This is a genomic window from Rhizobium sp. SRDI969, assembly GCF_025152725.1.
In the GTDB taxonomy this organism is placed as follows: domain Bacteria; phylum Pseudomonadota; class Alphaproteobacteria; order Rhizobiales; family Rhizobiaceae; genus Rhizobium; species Rhizobium leguminosarum_I.
This window is the reverse complement of record NZ_CP104035.1, coordinates 2,008,387-2,032,450: the sequence shown is the minus strand read 5'-3', so window position 1 is coordinate 2,032,450 and position 24,064 is coordinate 2,008,387. Positions and strand designations below refer to the sequence as shown.

Genomic DNA, 24,064 nt, shown 5'->3' with positions numbered 1-24,064 from the left:
CGGGCCTCATTTCCCTCGCTCACCTATTCGAGGACATGTCGATGCAATCGTCCATCAACCGCCACGGCCTTCCGCCTGACCCCGACGAACTGATCGAGGAAGGCGATCCGCCCTTTGCCGATGCCGCGGAGCAGACCGCGCGTGAAAAGGCCGACGAGAGCCTGAACGCCCTGCAGCATGAAGTCAGGCTGCTGAATGCCCGCATCGGCGTGCTGCGCGAGGATGCAGAAGCGGCGCTGAAAGCCAAGGCGACATCGGTCGATGCAAGCGCCCATGTCCAGCTCGGCGACTATCCCTGGCTTAAACTTGCCGCGGCGATCGGTGCAACCTTCATTGCCGCCAGGCTGGTTCGGCGTCTTCCGCTCGGCGTGCTGCTTGCAGGATTTGCCGGTAATATCCAGGAGATGAGACGGCAGTGACGGACGTGAGTGCCCGATTGCCAACGCCGCCCTTCAGCGTGACATGCTTTAAAAGCTACCAGTGCGCCGAAGGAATCAATGAACCTGCACGGTGTCCGAAGGCATCGGCTTGGCAAGCTCTTTGAGAATCGCTTCTAGCGCATCGGCTGTCGCCTGCAGGCCGGATGACCGCGCAATTTTCAGTGCCGCCCTGCAGTGAGCAGATAATTCGTCCTGCTCCCCGTGATCATTCGTCGGAAATACGATGCCCGCATATTGCGACGGGTTTCCGGCTTCATCCCTGAAGCAGCGGCCGAAGGCAGCCACGGCTACTATTTGCCCGCTTCGATCAAATACACGATAATCACAGCGATACGGATTTCCTGTGATCACCGATTCTGAAATCGCCTTGGCCACAGATGGCTTGTCGTCCGGGTGAATCCGGTCGAGGTATCGTATGACCGGCAGCCCCGTGAGGGTCTGTTCCGGATCGAGCCCAAAGAGGTTTGCCAGCGCCGAATCCGCATAAACCTTGTCGGTCGCCAATTCCCAGGTGAATATGCCAGGCTCTTCGGCAACGGAAAATTCGGACGTGCCGATGCTGTCGACAAGGTTCATTCCGCATCCACATTCTGCGCGCCACTGCTGCTCGTCGATCAAATCGGCTCTTGAGAGAATACGACGTGCTCGACCATTTCGCCGCCGATCTTACTGCATAATTCTTCAAATCGGAATCGATTTAAGGATTCCTCGCTTGGAAGGAACCCACGCTTGATGGGTTCGATCTGTGCCGGATCAATGGTAAGCTTGCCACCGAAGCCCCACGCGAAAGGCGGCCCGAGACCGCCACATAAGCTCGCCACGCGCAGCCAGCAGCCGTCGTTTTCTTGACGCGCAGGGCGAAGGTGTGCTCCACCTCGGCTTCGACGCTCCAGAATGCGACGAAGCTGACAAGACCGGCGCGAAGGGTTGACGGAAATCATGAAAAAAATCGATCTCAATTCTGATCTGGGGGAGGGATTTGGACCCTGGCGCATGGGCGACGACAAGGCGATCCTTGACGTCGTCACCAGTGCGAACATCGCCTGTGGCGGGCACGCAGGAGATCCGGCAACCATGGTGGAGACGCTTACCCTTGCAAGCGAGCGGGGTGTCGTCGCCGGTGCTCATCCGGGCTTTGCAGATCGCGAAGGTTTCGGACGACGCCTCATCCCCTTGAGCATCCGGGAAGTGGAGCAGCTTGTGGCGACGCAGATAGGGGCGCTGATGGGAGCTGCGGCTCTGGCAGGCGCCCGAGTCCGTTACATCAAGGCGCACGGGGCACTCGCCAATTGGGCGGCCGACGAACGGCCGGTCGCCGACGCCATCATCCGCGCAACCCGAGCGATTTCGCCGGAACTTGCTATACTGGCGATCTCCGGGACAGAGCTTGAGCATGCGGCCCGCGATGCAGGAATGACCGTGTTCAGCGAGATTTTTGCCGACCGCGGCTACCTCTCCACCGGTCGGCTCGTCCCGCGCAACTTGCCGGGAGCGATGATCCATGATCCCGCGGAGGCAGCTTCGAGATTGATCGAGTACCTGTCCAGCGGCCTCATGCCGACGGTCGACGGCGTTCCGATCACTCTCGATGCGCACTCGATCTGCGTTCACGGGGACAGCCCAGGAGCGCTCGCCATGGCCGTCCACGTGCGCAGGGAATTGCAAAAGGCTGGCATCGAGGTGGCACCATTCCTCCAACCGACAAAGGAAAACAGGTGATGGCAAAAGGCTATCTTATTGCCGAGGTTACCGTCACCGATCCGGACGCCTATGGGACCTGCGCGCAGGCAGCGGATGCGGATTTCATTCTGATCGAAGGCGCCGGCTGATTTGTCACAGGAGCCGTCCGCATCCCCCTGCAGCGTTCCGAACTATCGTCCTGTGGGCGGCCACGCGGTGCTCGTCGAATTCGGCGCGACCATCGATAAGCGGATCCACGATCAGGTCGTCAAGCTGGATGCCGCCTTGAAGGCGGCACCCTTTGAAGGATTCGTCGAAGCCGTTCCGGCCTATGCCAGCATTCTCGTATGCTTCGATCCGCTCGTGGCTGATCACCGGACGACGGAAGCGGCCATTGCCGAGCTTCTGGCGGCTGAGGTTCCAGAGACGATTGGAGCGATGCGCGAAATCGAAGTCTGCTACGACCCTGATCTTGCGCCCGATCTTGCCGCCGTCGCCGAGGCGAGCGGATTATCGCTGGAAGACGTCATATCCGCCCATCTCTCTGGCGACTACAGCGTCTTCATGTACGGCTTCGCTCCAGGATACGCCTACCTCGCAGGCGTGCCCAAAGCCATTCAGCAGCCGAGGAAGCCTGCGCCTATTCGCGGCATCGCCGCCGGAAGCGTGCTGATCGCCGGTCCGCAATGCTTGGTGAGCACGCTCACCATGCCGACCGGCTGGTGGATCATCGGCCGCTCTCCGACGAAGATTCTCGACGCCGCTTCCGACGACCGTCCGTTCCTTTTCGACGTCGGCGACGCGGTGCGTTTCCGCCGCATATCGAGGGCCGAATTCGACGCGAGGTGCCCCGCATGAGCGAAGCTGTCCTTGCAATCAACTTCGCGGGTCCTCACGTCGCTGTCCAGGACGAAGGACGTCACGGATTGATGCGCTATGGCGTCCCGGCCTCCGGTCCGATGGACAGGACCTCGTTTGCCGCCGCCAACGCCGCCGTCGGCAATCCTGCCGGTCAGCCGGCAATCGAAGTCTCCATGGGCGGCCTGGTTCTCGACTGCCTGTCGGGGGAGGTTACATTCGCCGTCGCCGGAGGAGGCTTCATCGTCGAGCATGCCGGCGACAAGCGCGGCGCATGGATGGTCGCCACCTTGAGGGCAGGGGAGCGGCTGGCGATCCGTCCGGGATACTGGGGAAGCTGGACGTATCTGGCCTTCGCCGGTCATATCGAGGCGAAGACCTGGCTGGGCAGCATGTCGACGCACAGCCTGTCCGGGCTCGGCGGCGGGCGCCTTGCAGCCGGACAGACGCTCACTATAGCCGATCCGGACGTGCGGGATGATCGACATGGTCCGATCACATGTCCGGTCATCGCAAGACCGCGATCCGAGCTGCATGTGGTGGTCGGTCCGCAGGATCGGTTCTTCTCGAAAGAAACCTTATCGAATTTCCTTTCGTCGCCTTTCCGCCTGAGCGACGCTTATGATCGCATGGGCGTACGCCTCCAAGGTCCGTCGCTTGCGCCAAGTGCGGCGCTGGACATGCCATCGGAAGCGATCGTGCGGGGCTCGGTGCAGGTCGCCGGAGACGGTGTTCCCACCATTCTGCTGGCCGACCATCAGACGACCGGAGGGTATCCGAAAATCGCCACAGTGGTGGATTGCGATCTGGACGCCTTCGTCCAGCTGCGCCCACGCGCCCATGTCGGTTTCCTGGCCGTGACGCCGCAACAGGCGATCGAGCACATCCGGCTTCGGGCTTCGACGATGTCGCGCTATCTCGCTGCGATCCGCGACGGACCATTGAACGCCCAGACATAGCGGTGTCGATCTGAAGGGCAGGGCGGCGGTAGGCGCTTGGAGCTGCCGTTCGCTCGAAGTACTGTTCAAGAAAATCCAGTTTCAGTTCGGGGGCACCGTGGATTTTCTGAACGTCGCGGCGATCGTTTTCTTCCTTCTCGTCTGGGTGGCGGTCGAGCCTTTGATGGCAGCGGGATGGCCGAGAAGGAATGACAGCCTTTCCGTTGATATGGTGCGCGTTCGCACGGCCTGGATGCGCGAGGTCCTGACGCGAGACAATAACTTCATCGGCGACGCCATGCTGCAAAAGGGATCATGGCCATACGGAAGCTGCTTGACTAGAACAGGCTGATTTAGGCGCGGTCGACCTAAAATTTGAATCCTGTTCTAAATCTAAGAGTTAAAGCATGATGTCGTTCGAAAAACGCGCACACTTTTCGGCATCATGTTCTAAAACCTAGCCTTAGGCTGGGTTGCACTTAAGCGGTATTGGCGGTGTCCGATGGATCGTCTGGAAGCGATGCGCATATTGCTGGCGGTCGTCGACGCCGGGAGCATCTCGGCCGGCAGCAGGAAGCTCAACGCGCCCTTGCCCAGCGTCAGCCGCAAGGTAGCCGAACTTGAGCGGCAGCTTGGGGCAAACCTCATCGTCCGCACCAGCCGCAATCTGCAGCTTACCGATGCCGGGCGCGACTATGTTGACGCCGCTCGCAAGATCATGGCGGATCTCGATGAGGCCGAACGACGAGCGTCCGGGGAATACCAGACGCCCAGAGGCGCGCTGACGGTCACGATGCCGATCGAATACGGGAGCCGATACGTGTTGCCCGTCGCGCTGAGCTTCATGGACAAATACCCGGAGGTGTCGCTGAACCTTCTGTCGCTCGACCGCACGGTCGATCTCGTGTCCGAGCAGGTGGATATCGCGATCCGTCTCGGCGACCTCGCCGACAGCGCCCTCCATGCCGCCAAGGTCGGCGAATTCCGCCTGCTGACCTGCGCGAGCCCCGTCTATCTCGAGCGGCATGGCATGCCCGAGCGTCCCGGCGATCTTATCGATCGCGACGGGATCATCTTCAACAAGCGAACATTCTTCTGGACGTTTGACGTCGACGGCACGCCGATAGAAACGGCGCCTCGCAACCGGCTTGAGGTGAATACCGCGGCGAACTGTGTTGCGGCGGCCGTCGGCGGGGCGGGGATCGCGCGGCTGTTCGACTATCAAATTCCAGAGGAGCTGGCGTCCGGCGCCCTCGTTCCCATCCTTCGCAATTTCGACGGCCCACCCCAGCCCATTCATATCGTCTACCTGCGCCAGGGGCTTCTCGCGTTGAAGGTGCGGGCTTTCGTCGACTAGGCGCTGCCGCGCCTGCGCGCACATTCTATTCAGAGCGATAATCCAAGTTGATCTGAATGATGCGCGGATCTCTTCGACCGTTTGTTTCGAGTTCTGAAGATGCGGGAAGTGACCGATACCGGGCAGGACATCGACTTTTGCACCGATCTTGCCGGCGAACTCGAGGCCCATTTCCCTTGCGATGTAGATGTCCTTCTCGCCCCAGATCACCTTCACCGGCGTCTTCAGCCGGGTGAGGTTGGCCTCGAGATAGTGCTGATCGCGGGTGAAATTCGCATAGTAATGGGCGAAGGCATCCGCTGAAGTCATCCCGTCACGGCTCCACGAACGGGTCATGTCCTGCTGGACATCAGCCGGCAGATCGAATTGCTCAGCGGGTGAGAGGCCGCGCCTGTGCACGTTCTGAAGGATCTCGTCGCACGTCTTGTTCATGTAGGTGCGGGTCGGCGAGGCGGTCGGCTCGGCTTTGAGGTTTTGCAGGTTCTCCCACATATATTGCGGCCGGTCGAACGGCGCGAAGTCTCCGACGATGATCTGCCTGGCGATCGCCGGCTCACCGAGGGCAAGCAGCAGAACGGGGAGGGCAGCGATATCAGTCGCATAGATCACGAGCTTCGATCGGTCGATGCCTGCCCGCTCGATATAGGCCTTCAACACCTGAGCGTACGCCTTCGGCGCATAAGAAAACCGTTCCGAAGCCGGGCGCGACGACTGCCCGTAGCCCGGCCAATCGAAGGCATGGACGTCGTAGTCGTGAGCAAGCGTTGTCGCGATGTCCTTCCACACCGTCAGCGTTTCCGGAAACCCATGCAGGAAAAGCACGGTGCCTTTTGGCGCGGGGGCGCGGACAATCATCCTTCTCAGCGTCAGAATCTCGTCGATCTCGATGAAGTCGACGATGTCTTGCGCGGCTTGCGTAGAAGCGAAGGCTTCAGCCATGTGGGAAGACGGAGTTGCTGCAACTGATGCAGCATTTGCGGTTTTGTCCTTAGACATAGGATGTCCTTTCTGAACGGCGGTCAGCGAAAGACCAAAAGTTGGCTGTCTCCACAAATAATTGAGCATGGCGTCAGTCCCCGGTAGCCGGAGAAAGTGAGAGGAACCCTCTCGACGGCGGTGGCGCTGCAACCTGGCTGCCCAAGGCTGACATCTGAACGAGAGGGTGCCTTTCACTTTCCCGAGGTGCCGGCCGGCCGTCGACCCGCCCAAATATCCACCAGCCGCCGATTGGAGACAGCTCGTTGGCGTTCGCATGCGGAAGGCAGAGCGTCGGCCGCGACAATATAAGGAAGAACTGATATGACCGACATTACCCAAAGCAGGCACGTTGCGGCCGTCCCCGGCAAGGTCCGCCGCCTCCCGCGCCACGCCACTGTCGGCACGAATGATCTGGATGCCGCCTCGATCTTCTACCGCAGGCTTCTGGCCGTGTTCGGGATCGGACGATCCTCGTCCAGCCCAACCGAGCCATCTACTACGGTCATCGCACGCTCGAATTCGGCATCATCAAGCCGTTCGACGGCCGCCCTGCCATCGTCGGCAACGGTGGAATGATTGCTTTCGAAGCGCCGTCCCGCTCAAAGGTCGACGAAGCCCATGCAACGGCAATGGCGGCGGGTGGCTCGGACGAAGGGGCTCCCGGTCCACGTGGCGAGAACGGCGCGGGTCCTTACTGCGCCTATTTTCGTGATCCCGAAGGCAACAAGTTTCTGATCTTTCGTTCCGGCGCGGACGACGTCTAACATTTTCGGCATTGAAGCGGGCAGGGTATCTTTTCCTCTCCCCGACATCACGAAAGGACACGGCATCATGCCATTGCTGAACTTTTTGAAACACCGCGACATATCGCGCCGCTCGCTGTTGTCAGGCGTTGCAGCGGCCGGCATAACCGCCGTTCTCCTTCCGCGCGCGTCCGATGCCGCTGATGTTGTTGGCGTCGCCTCCGAGGAGATCCGGCCGTTTAAGGTTGAGGTCTCCGAGGCGGCGCTCGCAGATCTCAGGCGGCGTCTTGCCGAGACCCGGTGGCCCGACGGCGAAACCGTCATGGATCGTTCGCAGGGCGTCCAGCCCGACAGGCTGAAGGAACTGGTGCGCTACTGGCAGTCGTCCTATGACTGGCGGAAGGCAGAGAGCAGGCTGAATGCCTTTCCGCAGTTTCTCACCACTGTCGATGGACTGGACATCCATTTCATCCATGTCCGCTCCCGTCATGAAAACGGGCTGCCGCTGATCATGACCCACGGCTGGCCAGGCTCGGTCTTCGAGCTGCTTGATATCATCGGACCGCTCACCGATCCGACGGCGCATGGCGGAATGGCTGATGATGCCTTCCATCTGGTGATCCCGTCGATTCCGGGATTCGGCTTTTCCGGGAAACCTCCTGCAAGAGGTTGGAACCCGCAGCGGATAGCCGCTGCCTGGGACGTTCTGATGAAGCGGCTTGGCTATGACCGCTATGTCTCGCAAGGCGGCGACTGGGGCGCGATCATCAGCGACGCCTTGGGTCGTCAGGCGCCCGATGGGCTGCTCGCGATCCACGTCAACAGGGTCGAGCGTGCGACGACTTTCCCACCGGACGCAGCGCAGGCTCTTAAAAGTGGAGGGCCGGCTCCCGACAGCTTGGCTCAGGATGAGAAGGTCGTCTTCAATGAGGCCCGGGACTTCCTCAACAACGGCTTCGGCTACGCAGCGATCATGAACACGCGGCCGGAGACGATCGGTTACGGCATTGCTGATTCTCCGGTCGCCTTGGCCGCCTGGCTTTACGACAAGATTGCCGACTGGGTGTATACACGCGGAGATCCGGAACAGGCCCTTGGCAAGGATGCCATCCTCGACAACATTACGCTATACTGGCTGACGAACACCGGCCCCTCCAGCGGTCGCATCTATTGGGAAAACGCCATGTCGGACGCAAAACTCACGCCCGTCCAAGTCCCGGTCGCCGTCACGGTGTTTCCCGGCGAGGTCTACAAGCCGCCAAAGCACTGGCTGTCGAAGGCCTATCCGAAACTTATCTACTACAACCGCGCCTCCAAGGGCGGTCACTTCGCTGCTTGGGAGGAGCCAGAACTCTTCTGTCAGGAGATCCGCGAGGCCTTCAGAAGCTTGCGGTCTTGACGCCGCCTAGGACAGGACGATTTTAGGCAAAATCTGAATCCTGTTCTACATTAGATAGTTAGAGCATGATGTCGTCCGAAAACCGCTCACACTTTTCGGCATCATGCTCTGGCTTTCGGTTCGCAGTCTGCGTCCCCAAGACCGGTTCGTCGATTGACGTTGGTCGTGCAACGCTTCACAAAGTCCGAAGTTTCGACCAACCCGGCAAAGCGACGACACCGTCGCGGGGACCACGGCCACATGCGCATCATCGACGACCGTCATCCCCTCCGCACAGTGTGCGCGTTTCTGACGCTGGTACTTTCAACGCTTCTGCTCGCGAGCGCAAACCCCGCCTCGGCGGCTGAGCCGACCAATTCCTCGGCGCCAATCCGGGTTATTATCGAATTGCCGAATGATGATTCCGGACGAGCGCTGGTCAATCGGATCGTTCCGGGCAATCAGGAACCGGCGCAGTCAGTAGCAGTCTCGCAAGAGGCGGCACCGACGTCGATTGCAACATCGCTACAGGATTTGCGCCAGAGGTTGCTCACACTCGTCGACGCCATTCCGACCCTCCCAGGGCAGATCCAGTCGGCGATCCGGGTCTTCCAAACGGATGATCGTATCGAGCCTGTCGGCCTGATCTTGGCGGTCATACTCTTCGTCGCAGGCGGGTTTGTTGCCCAGCGCCTTGCCTGGTGGTCAGGGCGAGGGCTGCTCCATTTTGTGCTGAACGCACCCGCCGACACTGTCCGGCAGCGGATCAAGCTCCACGCCGCCCGGCTTTCAATGGGTCTTCTCGCCTTGGTCGGTTACCTGATCGGAAGCCTCGGCGCGTTTATCCTCTTTCCATGGCCTGCCGTATTTCGCGATATCGCGCTCATTCTGCTATCAGCCGCGCTCATGGTGCGCCTTGGCGTGCTTGTGGGCCGCATTGTCATCGCGCCAGGCGCCCGCCTGCCGCATATGCGGCTTCTGACGCTTGTTACCTCGCTTGCCTGGTTCTGGTACTACTGGCTCCTCGGAATCGTCGCAGTGCTGGCGGCTGGCTGGGCCACCATTGAAGTGATCGGGACGATCGGCGCTTCACCGATCTTGGCCGATCTCTTTGCCGCAGTATGGCTTGTTGTCGTTTCAATCGCTTTGATCGTTATGATCTGGCTGCGGCACTTTCGTTCTGACGGGCCGCCCGTCAACCGGCTTGTCTGTGTCGGCTTCAGCGCGAGCATCCTGCTATCGTGGCTGTTATGGGTATCCGGGCTCCGCGGGGCATTCTGGACAGTGGTCGTCGTCACGCTTCTGCCGCTCACCGTTTCGGTGGCTCATGATATCATTCGTCGCATCATACAATCCGGCGACGAGCAGGCGGTGGAAGATCCGGCCATCGTCGGATGGTCTGCTGTCATCATGCAAACGCTGCGGAACGGCCTCATTGTGGTCGCCGCGCTGCTCATTGCCCGCGCGTGGAATGTCAATCTCAGTGATCTCGCCGCAGCCGAAACGGTGACCACGCGTTTGATCCGCGCAGGAATCCGCATTGTTATCGTGCTGCTGGTGACCGACGTTATCTGGAAGCTCGCAAGCACGCTGATCGACAGCCAGGTGGCGGTGGCGTCGCGAAGCGAGCAGGGGGGACATCAGGACGGACCCGACGCGCGCCGGCGTCAGCGGTTGAATACCCTCCTTCCCATTCTTCGCAATGTGCTGTTCCTGGCGATCGGCGCTGTCGGCTTCCTGATGATCCTGGATGCCGTTGGCATCCAGATCGGACCACTGCTGGCGGGCGCTGGCGTCGTCGGTATAGCCGTCGGCTTCGGTGCGCAGACACTCGTCAAGGACATCATCTCCGGCGTCTTTTATCTGTTCGACGATGCCTTTCGCATCGGCGAATACATCCAGGCGGCGAAATATAAAGGCACGGTCGAAGGTTTCTCGCTGCGATCGATCCGCTTGCGCCATCACCGCGGTCCGGTCACCATCGTTCCCTTCGGCGAACTCGGAGCGGTGCAAAACCTCAGCCGTGACTGGGTCATCGACATCATCACGCTCACCCTGAATTATGACAGCGACCTTGAGGAGGTCCGTAAGACCATTAAACGCATCGGCGTTGAGCTTCTGGAGGATGCCGAACTCGGCCCCAACATCATCGAGCCCTTGAAAATGCAGGGGATCGAGCAGATGGCGGATTATGGTGTGCAGATACGTCTGAAGTTCATGACGAAACCCGGCGAACAGTTCGGCGTTCGCCGAAAGGCGCTCGCCATGCTCAAGAAGACATTCGCAGAAAAAGGCATCCAGTTTGCAACGCCGACCGTCCATGTTTCCGGCGGTCCCGCCGATGCAGCGGCAACCGCTGCCGCCTCGGAGCTGCAAAGACCATCGAAAGCCATCCCGACACTTGAGGAGTAGCAACGGCGAGCTTTCCGTCGAATCCCGTCAATGCCCAACAGTCTGACCCGGACGTTGTCACCAAGTGGGCGTCGTCCGAGACACGGGTTTCGAAAGAGTCTGCTGGCTGGGATCAGCTGTTCCATGAGGGCACGTCCGCAGATGAACTCGTCGATGTGCTGGATCGTCAAGATGCAAATTCGAGCAGGCCGATTTTAAAAGAGTGGGTGCATAAGATGGATGACGAAGGTATGACATTGTAATCAAAAGGCATTCTATGGTTCCATAATCTATCTTATGCGACAAAGCATTGTAAGGGCTATTTAGTAATGCGACAGTTGGGCCAGTTAGAGATGCGACAGTCTCGCCTCTCGACGCACTGGTCAAAGCCAACGTTGGGAGCAAGGATGACGATCTTCAGCCTGGTCGAGACCATGAGCGGTTGGAGTCGTCATGTCCTTTATGATCACCATGTCGCAGAAAGAGTTGCATCGCCTCGAAGTCATCCAGAAGATCCGTGACGAACGCCTGAGCGTTGTCCAGGCTGCCGAACTGCTCGACCTCAGTCGAAGTCAGGTCCATCGGCTGCTGCAGGCTTATGACCGGAATGGTCCAGCCGGCCTTGTTTCCAAGAAGCGATCGAGACCAAGCAATCGGCGCCACAGCGAGGAGTTTCGCAATGCGGCGCTGGATCTCATCCGCGAACGCTATCTGGATTTCGGTCCGACGCTGGCGCGCGAGAAGCTGATCGAACTGCATCATATTTCGGTCGCCAAGGAGACGCTGCGGCAATGGATGACCGAGGCCGGCATCTGGATCTCACGGCGCGAGCGCAAGAAGCGAGTTTTCCAGCCACGTGGCCGTCGCGATGCCGCGATCCGCCAAACCCGATAGTCACCGCTTAGATCGAAGAGCTGCTGAGCGACCAGATGAACGACGTCGCCTTCTCGTTGAATCTTTCCGTTGATCGCCATCATCGACGAGCCGAGCACAACGCGGCGTCTCTTTTCGAAAGGCGATGGCCAGACGACGACATTCGCCGGGCCGGTTTCGTCCTCGATCGTCAGGAACATGACGCCCTTGGCGGAGCCGGGCTTCTGGCGGACAAGGACGAGGCCGGCCGTCATGAGCCAGCGGCCGTCGCGGGCGTTCATCGCTTCCTGGCAGGTGACGATGTTCCGTTTCTGCTTTTGCCGTCCGCTTTACGCATCTCTTTCAGACCCCACCATCTGCCGAATTTTGCGTTTAAGAGAACCAGGTTCTTTTCCAATCACGGTTCGCCTCGTTAAATATCCGGAAACCTCATCAACTAACAAAGCAAATGAAACATAAAACAATATAACAACAGGCGAAAATACAAGAAGGACACACAAATTTGCAAGCACTGGCCCGATCGCGAACTCAGAGGACAAAGTTGTCGCCACAATTACAAGAGGAATCCACGCAAATACGGACATTAAAAGCCCGGATATAATGGCATAAAATCCATATTTCTTCTCATTTATCATAAGGATTTTTATCAAGCTAAGTAGATATCTTCGCATCTTTTGTCCGTTATCGCTCATAAAAAAGAGCCTTTTTCTTTGCGGCTGATCACGGATTCATGTCCGTGAAAGCGGCAGTGCCCCTCACCCGCTCGATCTGATCTTGCAAATCGGATTATTTCAACGGGGCAAGGTCACGACACGCATGGCCCCCATCCACTGACCTAGTCCTGATTGGCAACCGCTGGCAAACTGCCTTCGTTCGAAAGACGAGTTTCGGTCTGCCGGGCGGCAAAGACGAGGCGGCGCTTTGCGCGGATCGCGTGCCATTGTTGGTCGATCAGGACGCCGATGAGGATCACGCCACCCATGACAGCGAAATTCAACGACGAAGGTATACCAAGGAGATTCACGAGATTCTGCAACTCCTGGAGCAGGACCGTTCCCAGCACGACGCCGACGATCGATCCCTCGCCGCCGCGGAGCGAAAAGCCGCCGAGCACGGCAGCGGCAATCGCGTAGAGTTCGTAGAACTGGCCATGGCTCGCCGGCGAGATCGAGCGCGTGTACATGGCGAAATAAATTGCCGATAGCGCCGTCAGCAGCCCGCAGATGACATAGGCCGACATCACCATGCGGCCGGTACGGATACCGGAATAGCGGGCCGCCTCCTCGTTCTTCCCGATCGCGTAAAGATAACGCCCGAAGACAGAGCGATGCAGCATGACCCACATGACCACGGCAATGATGACGAGTGCGGTGAAGGTGTTGGGAACGCCGTAAAACCGTCCCGCGGTCAGGAATTCGAGGTCAGGGAAATTTTGGCCGAAAGCAAAGCCCGCCGTTCCGTCGGCCGTATAGAAGCGCGCTGCCCCACGATAGATCAGGAGGCCGCAGAGGGTGACGACGAAGGGTTGCAGGTTGAGTCGGGTGATCAGCCAGCCGTGGACGGCACCGATGACGGCGCCGAGCGCGAGAATGAGCGGCAGCGCCAGCATCCATGACATATCCTGGACCGCGATGAAATCGACGAACAGCACGCCGAGAAGTGCGACGAGCGAACCCACGGAAAGCTCGATACCGCCGGTGATGATGACAAAGGCTTGGCCGATCGACAGGATGCCGAACAGGCCGATCAGGTTGGCGGTGTTCGCCAGGTTGATCGGCAGCAGGAAACGCGGGTTGATGATGGCGACGACGATGCCGACGACGACGATCAAAAGCAGCAGTCCTAGATCTTTTTTGATCATTCGAAATCCATCCCCGATACTTATTTCTATTGGCCGCAGCCGCTATTTTACCCTTTTGCCGACGGCAAGCAAAAGGACGCTTTCCTGGCTGATTTCGTCCTCTTCCAAAATGCCGGCGATCTGGCCCTCGTGCATGACGGCGATGCGGTCGGAAACGCCGATCACCTCTTCCATGTCGCTGGAGATCATCAGAACCGCGACGCCGGCATCGGCAAGCGCTCGCATCAGGCCGTAGATCTCATTCTTCGCGCCGATATCGATGCCGCGTGTCGGCTCGTCGAAGATCATCACCTTCGGGCTCATCGACAACCATTTGGCAAGCACCACCTTCTGCTGGTTGCCGCCGGACAGAGTGCCGGTTCGCGACGAAACTGAGGGCGCCTTGATACCGAGGCGAACGCGTTGTTTTTCGGCCGCCGCCCTCTCCCGCTCGGCAGAAAGCATGAAGCGGCTGGAGAGCTTGGGGAGATCGGCAAGGGTTATGTTCTGGGCGATCGGGAAATCAAGAAGAATGCCGTTGCGCTTGCGATCCTCCGGTACCAGGAAAATGCCACGAGCAACGGCGTCCCGGGCAGACCTGATCGCAATTTGCCGCCCGTCCTGCAGAATGGCTCCGCCGTAGCTACGGTCAATGCCGAAGAGTACCCTTGCAAGCTCGGTGCGGCCCGACCCCACGAGCCCTGCAAGTCCCATGATTTCTCCATACCGGATTTCCAGATCAACGGGACGGCTGGGATAGGCCTCGGTGCGCACGCCGCTAGCCTTCAGCGCAACCGAGCCGGGCGAGCGCTGCGGTTTTGCGGTCCGGCCCGCAAGCACCCGGCCGATCATCAGCTTGACCATCTGGTCGTGACCGATGTCTTTCTTCGCAAGCGTGCCCACAAGCGTGCCGTCGCGCAGGACTACGACCCGGTCTGCGACGCGCTCAACCTCGTGGAGGCGATGCGAAATGAAAACCACACTGATGCCATCGGCTTTCAGTGATTTGATAATGCTCAGGAGACGCTCGGTTTCGGCCAGCGGCAGGCTGGACGTGGGTTCATCGAAGATGACGAGCCTGGCGTTGATGGACAGCGCCTTGGCGATTTCCACCATCTGCTGCTCGGCAAGGGAAAGCGATGCCACGGGTGTGTCGGCGGAAAAATGAGCCCCTACCCGCTTCAAGAGCGGCTTCACCATGTCTCGCAGCCGATTGCGATCGACGAGCTTGAAAGGTCCGGCCTTCAGCGGCTCGCGGCCCAGGAAGATATTGGCAGCAACGTCGAGATTCTCAAAGAGATTGAGTTCTTGGTGAACGAAGGCGATGCCGGATGCGATGCTCGATTCCACAGTGAGGAAACGAAGCTCTGCTCCGTCGAGCAGAATCGCGCCTCGGTCGGGTGCTATCACGCCGCCGAGAATCTTCATCAACGTCGATTTTCCAGCTCCGTTCTCGCCGACGAGGCCGATGACCTCGCCCGGTATGATGTCGATCGACAGGCCCTCAAGCGCAACGACGCCCGGATAGGTCTTGCCAACGCCGGAAAGCGAAAGGAACGGCGTTGCAAGCGCGTCCGGTGACGGGAAGTCGGAGCTGTGGTTCATCGCCTGTCCATAGCTGCTAATGCTGTCGGCATGGGACGTCCCTCGCGGCAGCGGCGAGTGCCGCCGCCGCGACGGAGAGCTATTTTCCAGCCATGGCCTTCAGGCTGGCGGCATATTTGTCAACGTCATCCTTGCCGATGATTACCGTCGGTATGATGATCAAGCCGTTGCTAGGAACGCCTGACTTGTCGCCCTTGAGGTAGGCCGCCATCAGCTTCATGCCCTGATAGGCCCATTCGAACGGCTGTTGCACGACGGTCGCTGCGACCGTGCCTTCCTTGACGCCGCCGAGCGTGATCGGATCGTCATCAAAGCCGACGACGGTGATCTGGCCGAGTTTGCCGGCGTCGCGCAACGCCTCATAGATGCGCGGCGTATTGTAGGAGTAGAAACCGACCATGCAGGTGACGTCGGGGCTGGCCACCAGCGCGTCCTCGACGTTCTTCTTTGCGCGGGTCTGGTCGATATCGTCGCCGCGTACATCTGTCAGCTCGATCTTCGTGCCCTTCAGGCCGTCCTTCATGCCCTGGATGCGTTCCTTGGCATTGTCGGCGCCGAGCAGGCCAACGAAGCCGATGCATTTGCCGCCGTCCGGCATCGCTTTCTTGGCGATTTCGGCGGCCTGCATGCCGGCGTCGATATTCGATGAGCCGATATAGGCGACGCGGTTGGTCTGCGGCGCGTCGCTATCTGTGGTGAAGAGAGCAGTCTGCGATCCGATCTTGTTCAAGCCGTCCGTCTGGGTCTTGGGATCGACTGCGGAAACCATGATCCCCTTAACGCCGGCACTGACCAAGTCTTCCATAAGCCGTTGCTGAACGGCGACAGATGCCTGCTCAGGGTACTTCAGCTCCATCTGGTAGTCGGGCATCTCGCCCTGCGCCTTCTTCACGCCCGCCTCTGCGGCTTTCCAGAAGTCGGATGCACCGTTGACGACAAATGCGAGTGTCGGCTTGTCGGCAGCATGCGATACGGCAATCGGCGCCGCGCTCAGCATCAACCCGGCGAAAAACAAGGCTGCATTGCGTTTCAGCTGTTTCATAATACACCTCCCGAGGGGCCGCAGTTGCACGGGCCCGTTTCCGATTTACGGCCGGCCGGATGCGCGCCCCCTCCCAGGGCCGTCGCAAAGCGACGAGTGGCATAGGTTCCGATCGCTCCCTGACGGTATACAAGAAATTTAATTAGTAAATAGTATTATCAATGCAGATCAAAACATTTCATCGGGCAATGGCTGGGATGGTAATTTTGTACTGGCATTGCCAACAATCGATAGTGTTGCAACAATTCATGCAATTGCCAGCGCTTTCAGATAGATGCTAATATTAATTAGCAAAAACGACGATCAACAACCCTGAACGGTTATCCCAAGCAGAGACAGTTTCCACGAATGCGAAAGCCCAAGACCGAAAATAAGCCTGTGCGCGTGACGATGATGGACATCGCGGCGGCGGCTGGCTGCTCGCAGGCGGCCGTCTCCTTCGTCCTCAACGACACACCCGGCACCCGCATCTCACAGCAGACGCGTGATCGCGTATTGGAGGCGGCGCGCGCGCTCGGCTATATGGAGAAGACCTATACGACGAAGGCCTCTTATTCGGGACTGGACAACGTCATCGGTTTCGCCGTGGATCAACTGGCCACCAGCCCGGAAGCGATCGTTGCGATCGAAGGCGCGCGGCAAGCCTCCTGGAACGCCGGCAATGTCCTTCTGGTAACCCAAACGCTCAGTGATCCCGTGATGGAGCCGAAAGCAATCGAGGCGTTAACGAGCGGAGGCATATCGGCGCTCATATATATGACAATCTATACCCGCCAGGTGGAGCTTCCTTCCTATGTCCGCAAGCTTAATATCCCGACGGTCCTGCTGAACTGTTATACGGCGGACCATGCCTTTCCCGCCGTGGTGCCGAGCGAGATCGCGGGGGGGCAGAGCTCCACCCGCCATCTGATCATGCACGGACACCATCGTATCGCGACGATCACCGGCGAAATCTGGATGCAGGCGGCGCAGGACCGGCTGACGGGATATCGCCGCGCGCTAGCGACCGCCGATATACCTTTCGATCCGGAATTGGTTATTGAAGGCGACTGGTCGGCCGGTGCCGGCTATGCCTCCACGATGAAACTGCTTGCTCTGAAAGAGCCGCCCACCGCGATCTTCTGCCAGAACGACCGCACTGCCATCGGGTGTTACGAAGCGCTCAAGGATGCAGGGCTTCGCATTCCCCAGGACATGTCGGTGGTGGGTTATGACGACGAAGAAATTGCGCGACATCTCGTACCCCCTCTGACGACCTCGGTCCTTCCACATCTTGCCATGGGGCAATGGGCAATCGAACATCTCAACCCGGAAAATACGCCCGGCAAGCGCTATCCCATTGCGAAGCTCGAATGCTCGCTCGTCAAGCGTCATTCCGTCGCCGCGCCGCGGGCCGAGGCGCGACAGATCCTCGATGGCGCATATACGTCGCCATAGCGTTCGCGCCGGGCCACTCATCCGCTGAGTGGAGCCCAGCTCGCTCGGAACCCCTGACCGGCGCACATTGGAGGAAGTGGTCGAAATCACTTCCCGAGCGATAGAACGGGCAGAACTTGCCCTTTGGTCAATAGGCTTGCGAACGGATCGCCCTGCCCTTGCGTCGTCACTGACCGAACCACCGATCTCAAATAATCTCAACCACAGATACAATCTACGCAGAGGCGACGTTGACGACGTGTAGATTTGGAGCTAGCTCTAGCGCCCATGAAAATCGCAATGGTTCTCGTAGTGGTGATATCGCGCATGGGCAGGACGGTCTGATCGTCCGGCAATAGCCACCCATGCGCCGAAAACTGGTCCCTGACGGGGCCTTTTTTTATGCCCCGTCGCACCCATCACCTCACTCACGACGGAACCCAGATATGACCGGCGAGAAAGCCAACTCTTCCCTTAACCCTTCTGATCGTCGCATGAACGGCGGCGAGATCGTTCTGCAAGCGCTGCGCGACAATAGTGTCGAACATATTTTCGGTTACCCCGGCGCAGCGGTGCTGCCGATCTATGACGAAATCTTCCAACAGGAGGACATCAAACATTTCCTGGTACGCCATGAACAAGGCGCCGGACACGCGGCCGAAGGCTATGCCCGCTCGACCGGTAGAGTTGGCGTCATGCTGGTGACATCGGGACCGGGCGTTACAAATGCGGTTACCGCACTGCAGAATGCCCTTATGGACTCCATTCCGATCGTCTGCCTCGCTGGCCAGGTGCCGACTAGTCTGATCGGCACGGATGCTTTTCAGGAATGCGATACGGTCGGCATCACTCGTCCCTGCACGAAGCACAATTTCCTGGTCAAACACGTCGACGATCTGGCCAAAACGATCCACCTGGCTTTCCGGATCGCGGCGGCCGGTCGGCCCGGCCCTGTTCTCGTCGACATGCCGAAGGACGTGCTGTTTGCCAGCGGAACCTACGTCGCACCTGACAAGGTAGCTCCCCCGCCGAGCTACCAGCCCGCAATGCGAGGCGATCAAAACGCGATCCGCTCGGCGGTCGTGTTGATGGCCGAAGCCCGACGACCCATCATCTATACGGGCGGCGGCATCATCAACTCCGGACCGGAGGCGTCGAGATTGTTGCGCGAGTTTATCGACCTCACCGGCTTTCCGGTAACGTCCACCATCATGGGGCTTGGGGCCTATCCGGCTACCGGGCCGAACTGGCTACGGGTCGCCGGACAAGACGGATCGCACGAAGCGAATATGGCAATTGGCGATTGCGATCTGATGGTCGCCATCGGCGCGCGGTTTGACGATTTTGCGATCTCGCGCGTCCATGAGTTTTCGCCTCGTTCGAAGAAGATCCAGATCGATATAGATGCCTCGTCGATCAACAAACGCGTTCCCGTCGATATCGGCATTCAGGGCGACGCGGCGCATGTGCTGGCGGATATGATCCATGCCTGGCGGTTGCTCTCCACCATGCCCGACCAGAAGCGGTTGCGGGCGTGGTGGTTGCAGATCGATCATTGGCGAGCCCACCATTCGTTTTCCTACGAGCGGCTGGACCATGCAATCATGCCGCAACATGCCCTGGAGCGCCTGCATGCACTGACAAAGCCGCACGACCCGATCATCGCCACGGAGATCGGTCAGCAGATGTGGGTGGCGCAGTTCTTCGGTTTCGACAAACCCAATCGCTGGATTACCTCGGGGGGATTGGGGACGATGGGCTTCGGTCTTCCTGCCGCTCTGGGGGCGCAGCTCGCACATCCCGGGCGCCTTGTCATCGACATTGGCGGCGACGCGTCGGTGCAAACGACGATGAAAGAGCTGTCGACGGCCATACAGCATCAAGCGCCGATCAAGATTTTCGTCTTGAGCGATGAGCATCCGGGCATGGCGCAAGAATGGGATCCCATGCCGGATGGCAACGGTCGATCGTGCTCTTATTCGGCTTCGCTGCCCGATTTCGCCAAGCTTGCGGAAACCTATGGTGCCATCGGCCTTCGTTGCGAGAACCCGGCCGAACTCGACGTCAGGATCGAGGAGATGGTCGACGCGGACCGGCCGGCGCTCCTTCACTGCCGGGTTGCGAGGTTCGCCGGCACCAATCGGCAGTAAGGGCCGGTGATCGAACAGGGCAAAAGCAAGCCGTGCGATCCTGCGAACCGTAGTCATCGACGATGCTGGCCAAGGACCTCATGATCGAGACTGGCGTCTCGATCATGTCTTTGTACCGTTCGATGGGATCGATTTTCTCCAGCCCGCAGACACGCCGACCCCCCTCCGATTCAAAGATACTGTGTCATGACTCTTTGTTTGAAAGCGCGGCCAAGTCCTCTTTAAGCCGCACCGGTAAATCCATCCGTTCGTGAAGAATGATCATGACGCCGAGATCACCGTTCTCAAGCTCACGAAAGAATAGGTAGTGATGCTCATAGCGGCTGAAATAGGCCCGACGCCTGATGTCTGCGGGAACCGCCAGACGTTGCGGAAGCTGTCGCCAGATCAGCCGATCTTCGCATAAACGCTGCAAATAAACATGCAGCCCGAGAATGTACGCATCTGCCTGCTTTTCTCCCCACGCCTCGAAAGTGTCGCGCCAAATCTTGTCTTGCGCGGCGTCAGCGCGTGGATAAAACCGATAAGCTGCCATGCTCAGCGGCGCTTGTTGCGGCGGATAACGTCTTCAGCGGAAACGGCGACAAACTCGCTGTCGTCGGCACGCATCGCAGGTGCAAGTTCCTTTTGCAGGCCATCCCATGCCTCGTCGCGCGTTTGCAAATCGCGTCGGATCAGGGCGCGAATGTACTCGCTCGCATTCTCATAGAGACCGTCGTCACCGATCTGCTGTTGAATGTGGTCTTGCAGCGCGCCGCTGACCTTCACATGAATGCTGCCTGATGCCATCGGCTTACCCTTTTGCTCTTCTTCTATCGTGGGAAGCGTAGCATATATTGTCAATATTCATCACAAAGAATTGGATTGCGATATGATCTTTCGAACCCGCTCGGCAGCCTGGCTTTCTCAGGCATCATTTGAACAAGATCATCATCGTCGGTCCGCCGCTTGTTTAGCGCTTGCGGGCTCAGGGCAGCAGGTTCATGCTTGTCCCTGTTTTGAGGCCCGCTGATTGCGGCTGAAATAGCCGTAACAGTTTGGGCTTTCGTGAGACGCATGCGATGGAGTGTGCCGGCTGCGGTTTCGATATTCAGAGCGGTTTTGCTTTCTGTCCGCGATGCGGCGCAAGGCAGCCGCTTTCCTGCGCCGCCTGCGGCAATCCCTGTCAGCCCGATTTTGCCTTCTGCCCCCAATGTGGCGCGCCGATTTCCGGTAAAGTCCAACCCGCGCCGAAGCCTAAGATCGAGACGGTACTGTCTAAATCGGAGGGCGACGCCGACCGGCGGCCGGTAACCGTGCTCTTCGCCGATCTCTGCGGCTTCACGACGCTGAGCGAGCAGATCGACCCCGAAGTCATGCGGGTGCTGCAGAACGAATTGTTCGAAGAGATGACCCAGGCAGTCGAGGCCTATGGCGGCTTCGTCGACAAGTTCGTCGGCGATGCGCTGCTGGCGCTGTTCGGCGCGCCGGTCGCTCATGAGGACGATCCGGTCCGGGCGCTCGGTGCCGCACTCGATATGATCGGTCGGGCGACGCAGGTCGGCGAGCGCTGGCACGCCCGCGCCGGCTTGCCGCTGCGTCTGCATATCGGCATCAATAGCGGCCCTGTCGTTACCGGCGGCTTCGGTGCGGTCAGTACAAAATCCTATTCGGTGACCGGCGACACGGTAAACACCGCCCAACGCCTGCAATCCATGGCCGGCGAAAACGACATCCTTGTCGGGCCGCTGACCTATCGCCTCACCCGCCATGCGTTTGCCTTCGAGAGTCTCGGTGCGCAGGCGTTGCGCGGCAAAAGCGGAAACGTCCTTGTCCATCGGCTGACAGGGCTGTCGGAAGCGCCGCACACGGCGCGCGGGCTCGAGAGTCTCGGCCTTCAGGCGCCGATGATCGGACGGGATACGGAAATGTCGCGGTTGCTGACATGCCTCGATCTTGCCTGCGGTGGTGCTGCGCAGCTTGTCCGCCTGATCGGCGAAGCGGGCATCGGCAAGTCGCGGCTGGTCAATGAATTCGTCGCGATAGCCAGCAATGCCGCCCGTTTTCAAGGCCTCGCCATCCGCAAAGCGACCTGCTCTCCCCTCGGCGAACAATCCTATGGAACGCTCGGCGCGGTCGTGCGCAGCGCCTATGGCATCGGCGAGCGAGACGATCTCGACAGGGCGCGGCAATCGCTGGCAACAGGGTTCCGCGCGCTCGATCTGACGCAGGAGGAGGTCGAGGGACTTTTGCCGCTCTTTCTGCATGTCCTCGGCCTCGGCGATCCCGATGGCGCGTTGCGGCACATCGAGCCGGAGCAGCTGCGGCGGCAGATCTTCTATGCCGTCCGCACCGTCTTCGAGCGGCGGCTGGCGCAAGGTCCCCTGCTGCTTGTCATCGAGGATCTGCACTGGGCGGACGCTGCCTCGCTGGAAGTCCTTCGCTTCATGATGGACCGGCTGGAGCGCAGCCGGTTGATGCTGCTCGCGATCTACCGGCCGACATCGCAGACCGACCCACTGGACTCCAATCGTGTCAGCGTCACCGTGCAGCGTCTTGCCCCACTCTTTGCGGCCGACGGGCAGAAGCTGCTTGCTGCGTTTTTTGGCGAGAGCTATGCCAAGTTGCCGGTGACGATGCGCAAGCGCATCCTCGACCGCGCCGGCGGCAATCCGCTTTTCATCGAAGAAATCCTTCGGGTGCTGATCGACATGGGCACGTTGCACAATGACGGCCAGCGCTGGCATGTCGCAGCGGAAGACACGGATGTCGATATGCCGGTGAACCTGCAAGCCCTGTTGCTTGCCCGCGTCGATCGTCTGCCACAGGAGATCAGACGGCTGGCCCAAGAGGCGGCGGTGGTCGGCCCGAAATTCGATACCGCCCTGCTCCGCACCATCGCCACCGACCCAGCCGCCATCGATGCCGCATTGGATCATCTCTGCGATGCCAATATCATAGAGGAATTGCGTGGGCCGGATGCCGGCGGGCCGCCGGGCTATCGCTTCAGCCAGACGCTGATGCATGACGTCATCTATCACAATCTCCTGCTGCAACGGCGCATGGAGCTTCATCAACGGATCGGCCGGGTTCTGGAACGTCAATATGGTGCAGCGCCCGACCGGCCCGAGCATCTGGCGCAGCTCGGCCATCACTTCAGCCTGACCACCGAAAAGGCCAAGGGCGCTACCTATCTGATGGCGGCGGGCGATCTGGCGCGCAAGGCCTACGCCAATGACGACGCAATGCGCCTCTACCGTCAGGCCCTTGCGGCCTTCGCAAACGAGGCGGAGGTGACATCGGAGCAATTGGCGCTGTTGGAGCGTCTTGCCGATCTCTGCGGCCCAGCGGGCCTGCGCGACGCCGCCTTGAACCATTATCAGCGAGCGCTGGCGATCCACCGCACCAAAGACGATCCTATTGCCGCAGCGAGGATATTGCGCAAGATCGGCCGTTTGCATCTCGATGCAGGACGCCGCGATCTAGCGGAGACACATTTGGCCGAAGCCGAAGCGATGATCGCAACGATCGATGCGCCGGTCGAACGTGCTCATGTCCTGCAGGAGCGCGGCCATCTGGCTTTCCGCATGGGGGATCAGGCCGCTGCCGCCGCGTGGGCGACGCAGGCGCTGCAATGCCTGCAGACGCTGCCGATCGACGGGACGACCGAGGCCGGACGGGAGACAGCGCGAGCGATGGCGGAGGCGCTGAATACCAAGGGTGCGGCCTTTGCGCGGCTCGGACGTCGCCGCGAGGCCGTACAGGAAGTGGAGCGCAGCCTCTCGGTTGCCGAAAAGGCCGATCTGCAAAGTGCTGCCTGTCGCGCCTATTCCAATCTCGGTGTTCTCTACACGATTGTCGATCCTGCCAACGCCATCAGAATCTGCCGGCGCGGTCTGGAGGTTGCGACCCGTATCGGCGATCTCAGCTTCCAGGCGCGCCTTCTCGCCAACCTCGCGGTTGCATGCTGTACCTTCACCGATCGCTGCGCCGCCGAGGGTGTACCGGCGGCGGAGAAGGCCGTCGAAATCGACCGGGCGCTTGATCAACGCGACCATCTCTCCGTGCCGCTGATCGTGCTGGGCCAGATTCATCAGTGCCACGGGCAGCCGAAGCTAGCTCATAAGTATTACGAGGAAGCCCTTGAGGTTGCGAAGGAAATTGATGAACCGCAACTGCTCTTTCCGTGCTATGATGGCTTGGCGACACTCAGCCTTGAGCATGACGACATGGACGAGGCGGAACGGTATTTCACGCTGGCGCAGGATGTGTGCATCCGCCACAACCTCGATCCAGGCACGCTCGTTGTCTTGCCGTTTCTCGACTGACCTGTCCTCGTTGCAGTGATCGCCGGAGATCGATTTGGCAAATCGATTCAAAAACATAAAGGGAGGAA

The 24,064-nt window shown here is 59.6% G+C and carries 16 protein-coding genes and 5 pseudogenes; 13 read left to right on the top strand and 8 right to left on the bottom strand.

All coding sequences use genetic code 11. From position 1 onward, the window contains the following. Positions 1-41 precede the first annotated feature (41 nt). Complete coding sequence (locus N2A41_RS10240) at positions 42-419, top strand: hypothetical protein (protein ID WP_026154153.1); 378 nt, start codon at positions 42-44, stop codon at positions 417-419. Positions 420-494: 75 nt separating this feature from the next. Here the strand turns inward: N2A41_RS10240 and N2A41_RS10235 are convergent, their stop codons facing one another. Next, positions 495-1,016, bottom strand: a complete 522-nt coding sequence (locus N2A41_RS10235; RefSeq protein ID WP_017964342.1) for a PAS domain-containing protein — start codon at positions 1,014-1,016, stop codon at positions 495-497. Between the two features lie 363 nt (positions 1,017-1,379). On the opposite strand from N2A41_RS10235, the gene N2A41_RS10230 reads away from it, so the two are divergent. The 5 genes and pseudogenes from N2A41_RS10230 (at position 1,380) to N2A41_RS10205 (ending at position 5,273) form a co-directional block, all read left to right on the top strand. Then, a complete protein-coding gene (locus N2A41_RS10230) occupies positions 1,380-2,159 on the top strand; it encodes a LamB/YcsF family protein (RefSeq protein ID WP_260110858.1) in 780 nt (259 codons plus the stop codon). Between the two features lie 111 nt (positions 2,160-2,270). Further along, positions 2,271-2,978, top strand: a complete 708-nt coding sequence (locus N2A41_RS10220; RefSeq protein WP_170278032.1) for a 5-oxoprolinase subunit B family protein — start codon at positions 2,271-2,273, stop codon at positions 2,976-2,978. Next, positions 2,966-3,937 carry a biotin-dependent carboxyltransferase family protein gene (locus N2A41_RS10215; RefSeq protein ID WP_260110857.1) on the top strand — a complete coding sequence of 324 codons (972 nt, stop codon included), beginning with the start codon at positions 2,966-2,968 and terminating at the stop codon, positions 3,935-3,937. The genes N2A41_RS10220 and N2A41_RS10215 overlap by 13 nt, the downstream gene beginning before the upstream one ends. Before the next feature lie 97 nt (positions 3,938-4,034). Beyond that, positions 4,035-4,220 (top strand): annotated as a pseudogene (locus tag N2A41_RS10210) (DUF599 domain-containing protein); the annotation flags it as partial. Between the two features lie 198 nt (positions 4,221-4,418). Continuing rightward, positions 4,419-5,273, top strand: a complete 855-nt coding sequence (locus N2A41_RS10205) for a LysR family transcriptional regulator (protein ID WP_260111126.1) — start codon at positions 4,419-4,421, stop codon at positions 5,271-5,273. 51 nt (positions 5,274-5,324) lie between these two features. Here the strand turns inward: N2A41_RS10205 and N2A41_RS10200 are convergent. Then, positions 5,325-6,269, bottom strand: a pseudogene (locus N2A41_RS10200) (alpha/beta fold hydrolase); the annotation flags it as partial. A gap of 303 nt (positions 6,270-6,572) precedes the next feature. On the opposite strand from N2A41_RS10200, the pseudogene N2A41_RS10195 reads away from it, so the two are divergent. The 4 genes and pseudogenes from N2A41_RS10195 to N2A41_RS10180 form a co-directional block, all read left to right on the top strand. Beyond that, positions 6,573-7,015, top strand: a pseudogene (locus N2A41_RS10195) (VOC family protein). Between the two features lie 67 nt (positions 7,016-7,082). Continuing rightward, on the top strand, positions 7,083-8,393 hold the full coding sequence (locus N2A41_RS10190; protein WP_260110856.1) for an epoxide hydrolase family protein: 1,311 nt from the start codon (positions 7,083-7,085) through the stop codon (positions 8,391-8,393). A 240-nt stretch (positions 8,394-8,633) separates the two neighbouring features. Next, positions 8,634-10,784: a mechanosensitive ion channel family protein gene (locus N2A41_RS10185; protein WP_260110855.1), complete on the top strand. Its 2,151-nt coding sequence runs from the start codon at positions 8,634-8,636 to the stop codon at positions 10,782-10,784. A 432-nt stretch (positions 10,785-11,216) separates the two neighbouring features. Further along, positions 11,217-11,633, top strand: a pseudogene (locus N2A41_RS10180) (helix-turn-helix domain-containing protein); the annotation flags it as partial. On the opposite strand, the pseudogene N2A41_RS10175 reads toward N2A41_RS10180, so the two are convergent. The 4 genes and pseudogenes from N2A41_RS10175 to N2A41_RS10160 form a co-directional block, all read right to left on the bottom strand. Beyond that, positions 11,631-11,950: pseudogene (locus N2A41_RS10175) on the bottom strand (OB-fold nucleic acid binding domain-containing protein); the annotation flags it as partial. The pseudogenes N2A41_RS10180 and N2A41_RS10175 sit on opposite strands and share 3 nt — an antisense overlap. A 521-nt stretch (positions 11,951-12,471) precedes the next feature. Then, a complete protein-coding gene (locus N2A41_RS10170) occupies positions 12,472-13,497 on the bottom strand; it encodes an ABC transporter permease (protein WP_260110854.1) in 1,026 nt (341 codons plus the stop codon). Between the two features lie 42 nt (positions 13,498-13,539). After that, a complete protein-coding gene (locus tag N2A41_RS10165) occupies positions 13,540-15,081 on the bottom strand; it encodes a sugar ABC transporter ATP-binding protein (RefSeq protein ID WP_260110853.1) in 1,542 nt (513 codons plus the stop codon). A gap of 79 nt (positions 15,082-15,160) precedes the next feature. Continuing rightward, positions 15,161-16,123, bottom strand: coding sequence for a sugar-binding protein (locus N2A41_RS10160; RefSeq protein WP_017964330.1), 963 nt, complete (start codon positions 16,121-16,123; stop codon positions 15,161-15,163). Positions 16,124-16,471: 348 nt separating this feature from the next. On the opposite strand from N2A41_RS10160, the gene N2A41_RS10155 reads away from it, so the two are divergent. Beyond that, positions 16,472-17,560 (top strand): LacI family DNA-binding transcriptional regulator, encoded by a 1,089-nt coding sequence (locus N2A41_RS10155; protein ID WP_222383982.1) that lies wholly within the window; start codon positions 16,472-16,474, stop codon positions 17,558-17,560. Positions 17,561-17,985: 425 nt separating this feature from the next. Next, positions 17,986-19,689 carry a biosynthetic-type acetolactate synthase large subunit gene (gene ilvB, locus N2A41_RS10150; RefSeq protein WP_260110852.1) on the top strand — a complete coding sequence of 568 codons (1,704 nt, stop codon included), beginning with the start codon at positions 17,986-17,988 and terminating at the stop codon, positions 19,687-19,689. A 184-nt stretch (positions 19,690-19,873) separates the two neighbouring features. Here the strand turns inward: ilvB and N2A41_RS10145 are convergent, their stop codons facing one another. Together N2A41_RS10145 and N2A41_RS10140 are read right to left on the bottom strand one after the other, a co-directional pair. Continuing rightward, on the bottom strand, positions 19,874-20,224 hold the full coding sequence (locus tag N2A41_RS10145; protein WP_260110851.1) for a type II toxin-antitoxin system RelE/ParE family toxin: 351 nt from the start codon (positions 20,222-20,224) through the stop codon (positions 19,874-19,876). A gap of 2 nt (positions 20,225-20,226) precedes the next feature. Continuing rightward, positions 20,227-20,478 carry a ribbon-helix-helix domain-containing protein gene (locus tag N2A41_RS10140; RefSeq protein ID WP_162117165.1) on the bottom strand — a complete coding sequence of 84 codons (252 nt, stop codon included), beginning with the start codon at positions 20,476-20,478 and terminating at the stop codon, positions 20,227-20,229. A 272-nt stretch (positions 20,479-20,750) separates the two neighbouring features. On the opposite strand from N2A41_RS10140, the gene N2A41_RS10135 reads away from it, so the two are divergent. Beyond that, positions 20,751-23,996 (top strand): adenylate/guanylate cyclase domain-containing protein, encoded by a 3,246-nt coding sequence (locus tag N2A41_RS10135; RefSeq protein ID WP_260110850.1) that lies wholly within the window; start codon positions 20,751-20,753, stop codon positions 23,994-23,996. Positions 23,997-24,064 lie beyond the last annotated feature (68 nt).